The organism is Aeromonas bivalvium, assembly GCF_046078285.1.
GTDB classification, from domain to species: domain Bacteria; phylum Pseudomonadota; class Gammaproteobacteria; order Enterobacterales; family Aeromonadaceae; genus Aeromonas; species Aeromonas bivalvium.
On sequence record NZ_JBGXBV010000006.1, the window covers coordinates 97687 to 110321 of the forward strand.

The 12635-nt window shown below is 63.6% G+C and carries 11 protein-coding genes and 1 tRNA gene; 6 read left to right on the forward strand and 6 right to left on the reverse strand.

What is annotated here, in order from left to right:
- Positions 1 to 72: 72 nt before the first annotated feature.
- Positions 73 to 1017, forward strand: a complete 945-nt coding sequence (locus ACEUCR_RS14715) for a TerC family protein (protein WP_408747209.1) — start codon at positions 73 to 75, stop codon at positions 1015 to 1017.
- Positions 1018 to 1204: 187 nt separating this feature from the next.
- Here ACEUCR_RS14715 and alr read toward each other — a convergent pair whose 3' ends face one another.
- On the reverse strand, positions 1205 to 2431 hold the full coding sequence (alr, locus tag ACEUCR_RS14720) for an alanine racemase (RefSeq protein ID WP_408791068.1): 1227 nt from the start codon (positions 2429 to 2431) through the stop codon (positions 1205 to 1207).
- A gap of 185 nt (positions 2432 to 2616) precedes the next feature.
- On the opposite strand from alr, the gene ACEUCR_RS14725 reads away from it, so the two are divergent.
- Positions 2617 to 3057, forward strand: a complete 441-nt coding sequence (locus tag ACEUCR_RS14725) for a methyltransferase family protein (protein WP_111874496.1) — start codon at positions 2617 to 2619, stop codon at positions 3055 to 3057.
- A 70-nt stretch (positions 3058 to 3127) separates the two neighbouring features.
- On the opposite strand, the gene ACEUCR_RS14730 is transcribed toward ACEUCR_RS14725, so the two are convergent.
- From ACEUCR_RS14730 to ACEUCR_RS14745, 4 genes are all read right to left on the reverse strand, one after another.
- Positions 3128 to 4387, reverse strand: a complete 1260-nt coding sequence (locus ACEUCR_RS14730) for a dicarboxylate/amino acid:cation symporter (RefSeq protein ID WP_408791071.1) — start codon at positions 4385 to 4387, stop codon at positions 3128 to 3130.
- 196 nt (positions 4388 to 4583) lie between these two features.
- Entirely contained in the window at positions 4584 to 5030 is a 447-nt protein-coding gene (locus ACEUCR_RS14735) for a CC0125/CC1285 family lipoprotein (protein ID WP_408791074.1), read from the reverse strand.
- Positions 5031 to 5232: 202 nt separating this feature from the next.
- Positions 5233 to 5309 (reverse strand) — tRNA-Pro (locus ACEUCR_RS14740).
- Between the two features lie 452 nt (positions 5310 to 5761).
- On the reverse strand, positions 5762 to 7105 hold the full coding sequence (locus tag ACEUCR_RS14745; RefSeq protein WP_408791077.1) for a dihydroorotase: 1344 nt from the start codon (positions 7103 to 7105) through the stop codon (positions 5762 to 5764).
- A 78-nt stretch (positions 7106 to 7183) separates the two neighbouring features.
- On the opposite strand from ACEUCR_RS14745, the gene ACEUCR_RS14750 reads away from it, so the two are divergent.
- Positions 7184 to 8059: a 6-pyruvoyl trahydropterin synthase family protein gene (locus ACEUCR_RS14750; protein WP_041994916.1), complete on the forward strand. Its 876-nt coding sequence runs from the start codon at positions 7184 to 7186 to the stop codon at positions 8057 to 8059.
- Positions 8060 to 8125: 66 nt separating this feature from the next.
- Here ACEUCR_RS14750 and ACEUCR_RS14755 read toward each other — a convergent pair whose 3' ends face one another.
- Positions 8126 to 10138 (reverse strand): methyl-accepting chemotaxis protein, encoded by a 2013-nt coding sequence (locus tag ACEUCR_RS14755; protein WP_408791080.1) that lies wholly within the window; start codon positions 10136 to 10138, stop codon positions 8126 to 8128.
- Between the two features lie 248 nt (positions 10139 to 10386).
- On the opposite strand from ACEUCR_RS14755, the gene hinT reads away from it, so the two are divergent.
- The 3 genes from hinT to ACEUCR_RS14770 are packed head-to-tail and all read left to right on the forward strand — an operon-like array spanning position 10387 to position 12571.
- Complete coding sequence (gene hinT / locus ACEUCR_RS14760) at positions 10387 to 10737, forward strand: purine nucleoside phosphoramidase (RefSeq protein ID WP_111874492.1); 351 nt, start codon at positions 10387 to 10389, stop codon at positions 10735 to 10737.
- Positions 10737 to 12131, forward strand: coding sequence for a COG3014 family protein (locus tag ACEUCR_RS14765; RefSeq protein ID WP_408791083.1), 1395 nt, complete (start codon positions 10737 to 10739; stop codon positions 12129 to 12131). The genes hinT and ACEUCR_RS14765 overlap by 1 nt, the downstream gene beginning before the upstream one ends.
- Positions 12132 to 12169: 38 nt before the next feature.
- Positions 12170 to 12571: a YcfL family protein gene (locus ACEUCR_RS14770; protein ID WP_408791085.1), complete on the forward strand. Its 402-nt coding sequence runs from the start codon at positions 12170 to 12172 to the stop codon at positions 12569 to 12571.
- Positions 12572 to 12635: the final 64 nt, after the last annotated feature.

Here is a 12635-nt window from a genome sequence, read left to right on the forward strand (position 1 = left end):
AAGGTGTATCTGCTCCAAACGCAAACCCACGCCTCCCGGTCGTGGGTTTTGTCGTTTCAAGGAGAGCTGAAGATGGGTGAATGGTGGATGTGGTCGGGGTTCTTCGCCCTGGTATTGACCCTGCTCTGGGTCGATTTGCGGTTCGTGGGAGGTGGCAGATCCCACAAGGTCTCCCTCAAGGAGGCGGGGGCCTGGTCCCTCGTCTGGGTCAGCGTGGCCCTGCTGTTCAATCTGGCCATCTGGTACTGGGCCGACCTGCACCTGGGGCGGGAGATGGCGAACCAGAAGGGGTTGGAGTTTCTCTCGGGTTACCTCATCGAGAAGGCGCTGGCGGTGGACAACGTCTTCGTCTGGCTGATGCTGTTTGGCTACTTTGCCATCCCGGCCGAGCTGCAGCGCAGGGTGCTGCTGTACGGGGTGCTGGGGGCCATCGTGATGCGGGCCGGCATGGTGTTCGCGGGCAGCTGGCTCATCGAGCAGTTCCACTGGATCCTCTACCTGTTCGGTGCCTTCCTGCTGCTGACCGGCGCCAAGATGCTGTGGGCGGCGGACCAGGAGCCGGATCTGGAGAACAACGCCCTGCTGGGCTGGATGCGGCGCCGTTTCAAGGTGACCGAGACCCTGGAAGGGGAGAAGTTCTTCGTCTGGCGTGACGGGGTGCGCTACGCCACCCCCTTGCTGCTTATCCTGGTGCTGGTGGAGGTGAGCGATCTCATCTTCGCGGTGGACAGCATCCCGGCCATCTTCGCGGTGACCACGGATCCCTTCATCGTGCTCACCTCCAACATCTTCGCCATCATGGGGCTGAGGGCCATGTATTTCCTGCTGGCCGGCGTGGCCGAGCGTTTCGCCCTGCTCAAATACGGCCTGGCCTGCATCCTGATGTTCATCGGGGTCAAGATGCTGCTGCTGGATATCTTCAAGATACCGACCGGCATCGCTCTTGGCGTGGTGGCCCTGATCCTGGTCAGCTCCATGGGACTCAGCCTCTGGGTGACCCGCAAGAAGCTGGCGTAAGGTCGTTTGGCTGGATTGGCGCAAGATCCCGCGTGGTATATCACCCTCGGCGTGGTGGTGTTGACCCTGGTCAGCTCCATGGGGCTCAGCCTCTGGGTGACCCGCAAGAAGGTAATCGACCAGAAGACGGTGTAGACACAGACAACAAGGGCTCCCTCGGGAGCCCTTTTTCATCGCAGAAATTTGTTTAGTGCTTGATCTTCTTGGGATTGGTGTAGCCCCAGATGGTGTACATGTCCGCCAGCAGGGCGCCGTTGTACTCTTCCAGATCAGATTGCTTCACCTCGGCCTCTCCCTGGCGACCGAACAGCACCACCTCGTCACCGGGCTTGACCCCCTTGATGTCGGTCACGTCCACCATGACGGTGTTCATGGAGGTCTTGCCCACCACGGGCACCTTCTGGCCCTGGATCAGCACATAGGCCTTGTTGCTCAGCGCCCGGCGATAGCCGTCGGAGTACCCCAGGGGCAGGTTGGCGAGCAGGGAATCGCGCTTGAGAGTGAAGGTGCGGTCATAACCGACTGTGTTGCCCGCCGGGTAGTGGTTCACCGAGGCGACCTGGGTCTTGAACGCCATCACCTTCTTGTATTCGGTGTAGGAGGGGATGGTATCGCCATAGATGATGCCGCCCGGGCGCACCATGTCAAAGTAGGCTTCCGGCACTTCCAGGGTGGCGAAGGAGTTGGCGGCGTGAATGGTCAACTTGTTGCGATCCAGCTTGCCTGCCTCGATGAGCCACTGGGTGTCCAGCTTGAACTGGGCCAGCCCCAGCTTGACGTCCTCTTTCTCCTCCACCGGGAAGTGGGTCATGATGCCGACCGGGGTGATCCCCTTGAGGGCCAGCATGGAGAGGGCCTCGCCCTTGGCGTCCTCGGCTCTCAGGTCGATGCCGTTGCGGCTCATGCCGGCGGAGTTGAGGCCGATGTGCACCGGGATCCGGGTGTTGTGACGCACTGCGATGTCGGAGATCCCCTGGGCGCTCACCAGGCTGCCCACCAGCTCTTCCAGCCGGTAGGGCAGGGCCTGCTCGACTTCATCCGGGGTGGCGGCGCGCACCCGCATCAGGCGGCCGGTGAAGCCCTTCTCGCGGGCCACGCGGGCCTCTTCATTGCTGGCGATGCCGATGCAGGGGATGCCCGCCTTGACCACGGAGGGGACCAGCAGATCGATGCCGTGACCATAGGCGTCCGCCTTCATGATGGCGCAGATCTGCGGCCCCTTGTCGCCGAGGCGGGTCTTGAGGGTCTGGAGGTTGTGCTCAAACGCACCCAGATCTACCTCCAGCCAGGCGTTGGCGGCGGTCTGTACCTCGCCACTGCGCAGGTCGCTGGCCTGGGGCAGGTAGGGAGCGGCAGTGGCCTGACCGGCCAGCAGGCCAAAGATCAGGGTAGCGAGCAGGGTTTTCTGATTCATGGGGTGTCCTGTTATGTTGAGGCAAGGCTGGGGGAACAACGGGTTCCCCCGAGATCCGTTCCTGGCATCAGTGGCCTGGCCATCGATGCCTTCTTATTGATTTATATCTAGTTAGTGGGTAACTCGACCCGAATGGGAGTGTACCGTATGGTGCCCTTTGTGGCACGTCTCTTGGGAGATGAGAGATGAGATCGTTGGAGTGTCGCGTGCCGCCCGTGCTGCTGTCTGGTGTGGTGGCACTGGGGATGGTGCTGGGGAGCGGCGGCGGGGAAGGGTGGCCGGTGGCGGCCCTGTTGCTGACGCTGCTCGGCTGCGTGTTCGGGTTTGGCGCTCTGCTGCGCTTTCGTCGCCATGGCACCAGCGTCAGCCCGATGCGCCCGGAGCGGGCCACGGCCCTGGTGACCACAGGGCTCTATGGGCTCAGTCGCAATCCCATGTACCTGGGGCTGCTCTGCTGGATGATGGCGCTGGCCTGTTATCTCGGGGGCGCCTGGGTCTGGATCGGACCCCTGCTGCTGTGGGGCTGGCTCACCCGCTTTCAAATCGTGCCCGAGGAGCGGGCCCTGCGGGCGCGCTTTGGCGAGCCATATCTGGACTACTGCAGGCGGGTGCGCCGCTGGTGCTGAGGCTGCCACCCACTCGCAGACAATAACACGGCCCGCTCTGTTGGTGTCTTCTGCCTGGAGGATATCGGGCTCACGCCTTGGCGGTATCCACCTCGCCCAGCGGCGCGCTGTCACCCAGGCTCTCTTCGGTCCTGGCCACCACACAGGCGGCGATGGCGTTGCCCAGCACATTGGTGGCGGAGCGGCCCATGTCGAGGAAGTGGTCTATGCCGAGCAGCAGCAAGACACCGGCCTCCGGGATATGGAACTGGTTGAGGGTGGCGGCGATCACCACCAGGGAGGCGCGCGGCACCCCGGCCATCCCCTTGGAGGTGACCATGAGCAGCAGCAGCATGGTGATCTGCTGTGCGAAGGAGAGATCTATGCCGTAGGCCTGGGCGATGAACATCACCGCGAAGGTGCAGTACATCATGGAGCCATCCAGGTTGAAGGAGTAGCCCATGGGCAGCACGAAGCTGGCGATGCGTTTGTCGCAGCCGAACTTCTCCAGCCTATCCAGGGTCTTGGGATAGGCCGCCTCTGAGCTGGCGGTGGAGAAGGCGAGCAGCACGGGCTCGCGGATCAGGGCCAGCAGGGCCAGGGTGCGGCGGCGGATGAAGAGGCTGCCCATGGCGATGAGCAGCAGCCAGAGGCAACCGAGGGCCAGGTAGAACTGGGCCATGAAACTGCCATAGGTGGCGAGGATGGCGAGCCCCTCCCTGGCGACCATGGCGGCGATGGCCGCGAACACGGCGAAGGGGGCGAAGTTCATCACGTAGCCGGTGACTTTGAGCATGATCTCGGCACTGCTTGCCAGCAGCATCACCACCGGCTTGGCGGCATCCCCCAGGGCGGCGGCGGCCAGCCCGAAGAAGAGGGAAAACACCACTATCTGCAGGATCTCGTTGTTGGCCATGGCCTCGACCACGCTTTTCGGGATGGCGTGGGCGATGAAGTCGCGCAGGCCCAGGCTGGTGGTGGCGAGGCCGCTGCTGGCGGACTCGGGAGGCAGGGGCAGGGAGAGACCGCTGCCCGGCTGCATCAGGGTAACCATGAGCAGCCCAAGGGAGAGGGACATCAGGGAGGCGAGCATGAACCAGCCCAGGGTCTTGGCGCCGATCCGGCCCACGGTGCGGGTGTCGCCCATCTTGGCGATGCCGACCACCAGGGTGGTGAACACCAGGGGGGCGATGATCATCTTGATGAGACGCAGGAAGATGTCGGTGAGCAGGGTGATGTTGCCTGCAAAGGCAGGGGCCTGATCCGGGGCAAAGAGGCGGTAGCCCTGACCGGTGGCGATGCCAAGCAGCATGGCAGTCAGGATGGCGAGAGTCAGCTTGTTCAGTTTCATGGGGAGAGATCCGCGCAGCGCAAGGAGTCGGGATGGGGTGGCGCGTGCCACGACAGCCGGGCCGGATCGCCAGATAGGGCGAGCCATGGGCGCAGCATGCCCAAAGGACGGGGTGAAATCTAGCGCCATATCACACTTTTATCGCTGGTCTTAGGTGTATTCGATATGCCATTTATTAATATGGTAGTGATTTATGCTAGTCGGTCGCGATCCTGGCGAGATAGGCGGCTGACAGTGCCTCGTCCCCCTGCTGGCGATGGGCGAGGCGCAGGATCAGCAGGGCCGAGATGCGGTGCTCCACGTGAAGTTGCTCCATGAAGGTGTCGGGCTCATAGCGGTCGAACCCGAATTGGGGGCGACGGGGGGTGGCGCGCACCGCATCGCGCACTATGTCCAGACTCATCACCTCGACCCAGCCATAACCCTGGGCCAGGGCCAGCTCCCCGGCGCGCTTGAGCACATACTTGCGCGCCGTCTCCCGGCTCACCAGATCGTTGCCAACAAACTCTATCTGCCAGCGATCCGGGCCTATCTGGCTCTGTGAAAAACCGGTCTGGCCGCCCCAGAGGGAGGGTTTGCTGTCATAGGGGGTGGCGCAGCCCGCCAGCAGCAGGGCGCAGAGCAGCAGGAGTCTGACGAACATGGATCTGGCCTCGGGGCGGTGAGATAGGCCGATCAAAACACAGGGAAGGACCATGGGCAAGTCAGGGTCTGACGGTCAACCGGGCTGGCGTGGGAATGACCCGGGAATGGGCGGGCAGAGAGCCGTCGGCCCGCACCGACGAGGCAGGAATACGGATAAAGAAAAGGCCCAGTCACTGACTGGGCCTTTTCTCGGGGAATGATGGTCGGCGTGAGAGGATTCGAACCTCCGACCCCTGACACCCCATGACAGTGCGCTACCTGGCTGCGCTACACGCCGACTGCGTCAGCTTGGCTGACGGGGGCTGAGTTTATGGAGATGCCCCTATCCTGTCAACAGGGGAAATCACACCGTGAGATCGTTTGCCTGCTTTGTGGGCAACTTCGGATCAAAGTGCGAGCAAATGCCCGTATTGGCGCTATTTTTCGGGCCTTGCGGCCAAAAAACGGCCACCCTGTGGGTGGCCGTCTGGTATCCGCGATGACAGGATCAGCGGTTGAAGGTCAGTCGCTTGCCCAATACCTGATCGGTGACCTGACCGTTCTGCCAGGCTATCTGGCCATTGACCAGGGTCATCTCAATCATGGCGCTCTGGCTGCGGTTGCCTGTCTCAGCGGTTGAAGGTAAGCCGCTTGCCCAATACCTGATCGGTGACCTGACCGTTCTGCCAAGCTATCTGGCCATTGACCAGGGTCATCTCAATCATGGCGCTCTGGCTGCGGTTGCCCGTCTCAGCGGTTGAAGGTCAGTCGCTTGCCCAATACCTGGTCGGTGACCTGACCGTTCTGCCAGGCGATCTGGCCATTGACCAGGGTCATTTCTATGGTGCTCTGGAAGCGGTAACCGTTGAACGGGGACCAGCCGCACAGGTAGAGCAGATTGTCGTCGTTGACCACATAGGGCTTGCCCAGATCAAGCAGCACCAGGTCGGCGAAGTAGCCTTCCCGGATGTAGCCGCGATCCTGCACCTGGAAGCGCTCGGCCACCGCATGGGAGGTCTTCTTGACGATGGTTTCCAGGCTGAAGATGCCGTTGTGATAGAGCTCCAGCAGCGCCTGCAGGGAGTGCTGCACCAGGGGCACGCCGGACGGCGCCTTGAAGTAGCTGTTCTGCTTCTCTTCCCAGGTGTGGGGGGCGTGGTCGGTGGCGATGATGTCGAGCACGTCGTTGCGCACCGCATCCAGCAGGGCGTGCTGGTCGGCGGCGCTCTTCACCGCCGGGTTGCACTTGATCTGGCTGCCCAGGGTGTCGTAGTCCGCCTCGTTGAAGAACAGATGGTGGACGCACACCTCGGCGGTGATGTTCTTGTCCTTGAGATCCTTCAGATCCGGGGTGGCGGTGAACAAGGAGAGCTCTTTCGCCGTGGTCAGGTGCAGCACGTGCAGCTTGGCGCCGTACTGCTTGGCCAGGGAGACCGCCATGCTGGAGGATTTGTAGCAGGCGTCGGCGCTGCGGATGCGGCCGTGCTCGCGCATGGGCACATCCTCGCCCCACTTGGCGCGGGCCTCGTCTTCGAGCACCTTGATGGAGGGGGTGTCCTCGCAGTGGGTGACTATCATCACCGGGCTCTCGCGGAAGATGGCCGCCAGTGTCTCCTGGTTGTCCACCAGCATGTTGCCGGTCGAGGCCCCCATGAAGATCTTGATGCCGCAGGACTGCTTGGGATCGAGCTTCTTGATCTCTTCCAGGTTGTCGTTGGTGGCACCCAGATAGAAGCTGTAGTTGGCGGCGGCGGAGTTGGCGGCGATCTGGTATTTGGCTTCGAGGGCGTCGATGGTGGTGGTCTGGGGATTGACGTTGGGCATCTCCATGAAGCTGGTGGTGCCACCGGCCACGGCGGCCCGGGATTCGCTGGCGATGGTGCCCTTGTGGGTCAGGCCCGGTTCACGAAAATGGACCTGATCGTCGATCATGCCCGGGATCAGGTGGCGACCGGTGCCATCGATCACCATGGCGTCCGGCGCCTCTATGTGGGGGGCGATCCGTTTGATCCGCTCCCCTTCGATCAGCACATCGGAGGCGTAGATGCGCCCTTCGTTGACCAGGGTAGCGTTCTTGATAAGCAGTGTGTTCATGGCGGGTCCAGTTCCTTTGTCTGTGATCGCGGGTCATAATAGCGCAATCTGTCCCTACTCTGTAGCAAGGCCTGAGTGATGAAGTTATTTGTAAGAGATTTGACCGTGATCGACTCCAGCTATCTGTGCGAACGCCGTGGCATGGTGGGGGAGAGCTGGCTGGTGGACGTGGAAATGAGTGGCGAGCTCAACGAGATGAGCATGCTGCTGGACTTTGGCCGGGTGAAGAAGCTCATCAAGGCGATCATCGACCGCGAGGTGGATCACAAGCTGCTGGTGCCGACGGACAATGCCATGGTACGTATCGAGTCCTTGTCCGGCGACGAGACCTGTGTCGATCTGCTGCGCCAGGACAAATCCATCCACCTGCGCTGTCCGGAGCAGGCGTTCGCCTTCATCCCCGGCACCCAGGTGGACAAGGAGTCGGTGACCCGCTATCTGCTGGGGGTGCTGGCCAGGGAGCTGCCCGGCAACATCAAGGATCTGTCGCTGACCCTGCGTCACGAAGCCATTGCTGGCGCCTTCTATCACTACAGCCACGGCCTCAAGAAGCACGACGGCAACTGCCAGCGCATCGCCCACGGCCACCGCTCCCCCATCGAGATCGAGGTGGACGGGGCGCGCGACCAGGAGCTGGAGCTTGACTGGGCCGAGCGCTGGGCCGATATCTACCTCGGCACCGCCGACGATGAGGTGCCCCTGACCGAGCTGGCCCTGAGTGCCGTTGCCGCCCCCCTGCTGGGGAGCGGCCACATCGGCTTCAAGTACGTGGCGCCCCAGGGCCTGTTCCAGCTTGCCATGCCGGTCGCCGAGGTGGAGATGATAGACACGGACACCACCATAGAGCTGCTGGCCTGCTACATCGCCCGGGAAGTGAAGGGGATGGTGGGAGACAAGCTGGTCAAGGTGGTGGCCTATGAAGGGGTGGGCAAGGGCGCCATCGCCTACGCCTGATGGCCCGGTTTGCCCAATCATGAACAAGGCCCCGCAGATGCGGGGCCTTGTTCTTTGGGGCAGCCGTCAGGCGCTGAGGCGAAAACGCCTGACCAGGCTCTCCTGCTGCTCGGCCAGGGCATCGAGCTGCTGGCTGGTCTCGGCGACCCGCTCTATCCCCTGATAGTTGAGGTCCGAGATGTCCGAGATGCGATTGAGGTTGGTGGCGATGTCGGCGCTGGTGGCCTGCTGCTGCTCGGCGGCGGAGGCTATCTGGCTCGACATGTCGCTGATGAGCACCACTATGCCCTGCACCTCCTCCATGGCGTTGTTGGCGTGGGAGCTCTGGCTCATGCAGCTGTCCATCTCGCGGGAGCACTCCTGCATGACGCTGACCGCCCGGGCGACCCCCTGCTGCAGGTTCTCTATCATGGTCTGGATCTCGTTGGTGGAGTGGGCGGTGCGACCGGCCAGGTTGCGCACCTCGTCGGCCACCACGGCGAAGCCGCGGCCCTGCTCGCCTGCCCGGGCCGCCTCGATGGCGGCGTTGAGCGCCAGCAGGTTGGTCTGCTCGGCGATGGCGCGAATGACGTCGAGGATATTGCCAATCTGATCGCTCATGGCGCTCACATCGCCAATCACCTTGCCGGTCTGTTGCAACTTGCCCGCCAGCTGGTGGGTGGTGCTGATGTTGCCCGCCATCACCTGGCGTCCGGTCTCGGAGGCCTTCTCCACGTCCATCACCCGCTCCAGGGTCTGGTTGGCGGCCTGGGCCACCTCCCGCACCGAGGCTTCCATCTGGGTCATGGCGGCGGCGACCGAGGCGGTCTCCTGGCGCTGCTTCTCCAGATCCGCCCGCACCGATTCCGTGGTGTGGCGGTTGTCGTGAGCGGCGTCATTGAGCTGGGTCGAAGCCTGGGAGAGCTGGGAGAGCACCTCGCTCATCTGGGCGATCAGCAGGTTGACCTGGCTGCCGAGCTGGCCGAATTCGTTGCGGCTCTTGAAGCCGATGCGCAGGGTCATGTCCCCCTGGGTCACCTGGGTCAGCACCCGCAGCAGCTCCTTGAGGGGGCGACGGATGGCGCGGCCCAGGGTGATGGCCACCAGGATGGCGACCAGGATGGCCAGCACTATGCTGATGCCCTGGGAGAGGCTGCTGCGCTGCTGTACCTGCTCGGAGACCTGAATGCTGGCGTTCATCAGCTGCTGGCTCTGGTCCGTGATGGCCTCGAGCTGGCCCTGGATGGCGATGATGAGCTGGCTCGCCTGCTTGCTCTTCTCGTGCAGGGTGGCCTGCTGTTTCATCAGGGCCAGATACTGGCCGAGCAGGCCGTCGGCGGCCGTGGTGTCGCGCACGAAGGCGCGCACGTTGTGGCCGACGTCGTTGTCAAAGTCCGGCAGCTCCCGCTCCAGATCCGCGATGGTGCCGTTGAAGCCGCCGATCTGCATCTTGTTGCGCTTGAGGGCTGACTCGATGGGGCCGGTGACGGACTGGTTCAGGGCATCCATGGTGGAGAGCTCTATGGTGGAGAGCTGGGTGGTGAGCTTCTCGGAGAGCATCTTGATGAAGCTGTCCTCCTGGCCGGCCATCATGTCGACCAGGTTCTTCTTGAACTGGGGCAGGGTGACCTGAAACTGGCCCTTGGCCTGGTTTACCTTGTGCAACTGGCTGAGCAGGGCCTGGTGTTCGGCGGGCAGGGTCTGGGTCAGGGCCTGATAGCTGGCGACCTGCTCCTTGAGCGCCGTGAGCGGCGTCTGCAGCTGGGGTTGATCGCCGGCCTGGGCCGTCAGGGCCTGCAGCCGGCGCTCGACCTCGCCCTCGGCCTCCTCCAGGGCGGCTATCTCTTCGGGCAGCATCCTGGCATCCTGCTCGGTCAGCACGTCGTTGAGCCGCTTGTTGGCGCTGAGCAAGCTTATCTGGGTCTGGCTGCTGGCCTGGACCAGCGGCATGGACTGCTGGGTGACCTGATGCAGGGCCTGACCGAGGGCGCGCTGGCTGTGAAAGGTGAAGGCAGAACTCGCTATCATCACGGCCACCAGGATGGCAAACCCGAGATAGACCCGCTGCAAGATGGAGAGGTCCGACATACTTAGTTTCATTATTGTCCCGCTTTGAATGCAAAAGTCCCTTGCCTGAATCCCCCGTCCCTTTGCTACCCTACGGACGTCGCGCCCGGCACCGGAGATCCCTCGTTCTGGCTATCGGTATTTTTAACAATAACTGAAGACATTGTGACAACGGCTGTCGCAAAAACCGGCCTGTGTCACACTTGGCGGCCCCGGCGGCGATGGAATAGCCTCGTTAGAGGCTTTATTTTGATTTTTCTTTTTAACGCAAGGAGTTACCCATGGCCGATGAAACCATTTTCAGCAAAATCATCCGCAAGGAAATCCCGGCCGAGATCCTCTATCAAGATGATCTGGTCACCGCCTTTCGCGACATCTTCCCCAAGGCGCCAACCCATATTCTCATCATCCCCAATGTGCTGATCCCCACGGTCAACGACGTCGAAGCCGAACATGAGCTGGCCCTGGGCCGCATGTTTACCGTGGCCCGCAAGCTGGCGGCCGAGGCGGGCATCGCCGAGGATGGCTATCGCCTCATCATGAACTGCAACCGCCACGGCGGGCAGGAGGTGTATCACATCCACCTGCACCTGGTCGGCGGTCAACCCCTGGGCCCCTTGCTCAGCCTGTGATGCGTCTCCTTGCATCGACCGGCCTGCTGTTGGCCGGTCTGCTGCTGGGGGGCTGTGCCAGCTGGCAGGATTTGTTCGTTTCCTATTCGGTGCAGATGGCCCCGGTGCGCAGCGCCCTGCTCCAGGGCAGGGCCCTGGACGCCATGGCCGAGGTGCGCGAGCTGGCCCCCGGCGATGACGGCTATGTGCTCAGCCGCCTGGAATTGGGCCGCATCGCCCAGCTGGCCCGGCAGGATCCTGCGAGCCGCCAGGCCTGGGTGGCGGCGGATCGGGCCCTGACGGCACAGGATGAGCAGGCACGCTTTCGGGTGAGTCAGGGGCTGGCCCAGGCGGGCAGCCTGCTGACCAACGATCAGACCCTGGGCTATCAGACCCCGGACTATGAGCGCACCATGCTGCACCACTACCTGGCCCTCGATTACCTGGCGCGAGGGGATCGGGAGGGGGCCCTGGTGGAGGTGCGCCGCGCCAACCAGGTGCAGGAGCGGGCCCTGCGGGAACGGGATGGCGAGCTCGCCAAGGCCAAGGCGCAGGCCGGGGTGCGCCAGGCCCTGTCGCGGGCGCCGGATCTCGATCGCCTGGTCGGTCAGGTCAAAAATGGCTTCCAGAATGCCTACACCTTCTATCTGTCCGGGGTGCTCTATGAGGCGAGCGGGGATCTCAACGATGCCTGGGTCGACTATGGCCGCGCCCTGGAGATAGCGCCGGACAACCCGGCTTTGCAAGGGGCCCTGCTGCGGCTGGCGCGCCTGCGGGGCTCCCCCGAGGAGCTGGAGCAGACAGAGCGGCGCCTCGGTCGCAAGGCGCCGCCCCTGGCGCGGGGGGAGGGCAGGGTGGTGATCCTGTTCGAAGACGGCCTGATCCCGGCCCGGCGCGAACTCTTCCTGCCGCTGCCCCTGTTCACCTCGGCCGGGGATTTTCGTACCTTTACCGTCGCCATCCCCTACTACGATAATCGCGGCGCGGACGTGGGCCCCCTCAGGGTCGAGGTGGCCGGCCAGGCCGGCACCACGGCGCCCCTGGTGCGGCTCGAGGCCCTGGCCGCCAGGGATCTGCAAGAGCGCCTGCCCGCCATGTTGAGCCGTCAGGCCCTGCGGCTGCTGGCCAAGGAGCAGCTGAGGCGCACCGCCGCCAAGGAGGGGGGAGATGTGGGCAACCTGGTGGTCGGCCTGTTCAATACCTTCTCCGAGCGGGCCGATACCCGCAGCTGGCTGACCCTGCCGGCCCAGGCATCGAGCTGGGAGGCCAGCTTGCCGGCGGGTCGCCAGAGCCTGATCCTGGGGGCAGGGAGCGCGAGCCAGACCCTGCCCATCGAGGTGCGGGCCGGGCGCACGACCCTGATCTGGGCCAACCGCCTGGGCGCCGCCCTGACCACCCGGGTGCTGACCCTCTAGCCCAGGGGCGAGACACGCCATTCATTCGAGGAGCACACATGAAACGATTAGCCCTGGCCTGCGGCCTCGCCCTGTTGCTGTCGGCCTGTGCCAGCAACACCAGCGGGGTCGCCCTGTCGGCCCCAGGCGGCGGCCCGGCCGAGTTTCGGGTCGACAACGGCAGCCTGGATCTGCAGCTGGCAGAGCTGGGTCGGCGCCAGCAAAATGGCCTGTTGCAAGTCAATGTGGCGCTGACCAACCAGCGGCGCAGCGACAGTCATCTGCAATACCTCTTCTACTGGTATGATGCCAGCGGCCAGGAGGTGGCCCCCGATGGCCGCGGCTGGACCCCGCTGGTGATGCACGGCCAGCAGCGCCGCACCCTGTCGGCCCTGGCGCCGACCCGAGAGGTGCTGGGGTATCGCCTGGTGGTGCGCGAAGTGATAGCCGAATCCAATTGATCCCATGATGGGAGCGCCGCCCGGCGCGGCGGCAAGGGGGCTTTTGTCCCTGCGTATTGAACGA

What these genes read in the sequence shown, in the direction of transcription:
- ACEUCR_RS14745 (WP_408791077.1), bottom strand. Translation starts at nt 7,105, where the DNA reads ATGAACACACTGCTTATCAAGAACGCTACCCTGGTCAACGAAGGGCGC.
- ACEUCR_RS14755 (WP_408791080.1), bottom strand. Translation starts at nt 10,138, where the DNA reads ATGAAACTAAGTATGTCGGACCTCTCCATCTTGCAGCGGGTCTATCTC.
- ACEUCR_RS14750 (WP_041994916.1), top strand. Translation starts at nt 7,184, where the DNA reads ATGAAGTTATTTGTAAGAGATTTGACCGTGATCGACTCCAGCTATCTG.
- alr (WP_408791068.1), bottom strand. Translation starts at nt 2,431, where the DNA reads ATGAATCAGAAAACCCTGCTCGCTACCCTGATCTTTGGCCTGCTGGCC.
- ACEUCR_RS14730 (WP_408791071.1), bottom strand. Translation starts at nt 4,387, where the DNA reads ATGAAACTGAACAAGCTGACTCTCGCCATCCTGACTGCCATGCTGCTT.
- ACEUCR_RS14725 (WP_111874496.1), top strand. Translation starts at nt 2,617, where the DNA reads ATGAGATCGTTGGAGTGTCGCGTGCCGCCCGTGCTGCTGTCTGGTGTG.
- ACEUCR_RS14735 (WP_408791074.1), bottom strand. Translation starts at nt 5,030, where the DNA reads ATGTTCGTCAGACTCCTGCTGCTCTGCGCCCTGCTGCTGGCGGGCTGC.
- ACEUCR_RS14715 (WP_408747209.1), top strand. Translation starts at nt 73, where the DNA reads ATGGGTGAATGGTGGATGTGGTCGGGGTTCTTCGCCCTGGTATTGACC.
- ACEUCR_RS14765 (WP_408791083.1), top strand. Translation starts at nt 10,737, where the DNA reads ATGCGTCTCCTTGCATCGACCGGCCTGCTGTTGGCCGGTCTGCTGCTG.
- hinT (WP_111874492.1), top strand. Translation starts at nt 10,387, where the DNA reads ATGGCCGATGAAACCATTTTCAGCAAAATCATCCGCAAGGAAATCCCG.
- ACEUCR_RS14770 (WP_408791085.1), top strand. Translation starts at nt 12,170, where the DNA reads ATGAAACGATTAGCCCTGGCCTGCGGCCTCGCCCTGTTGCTGTCGGCC.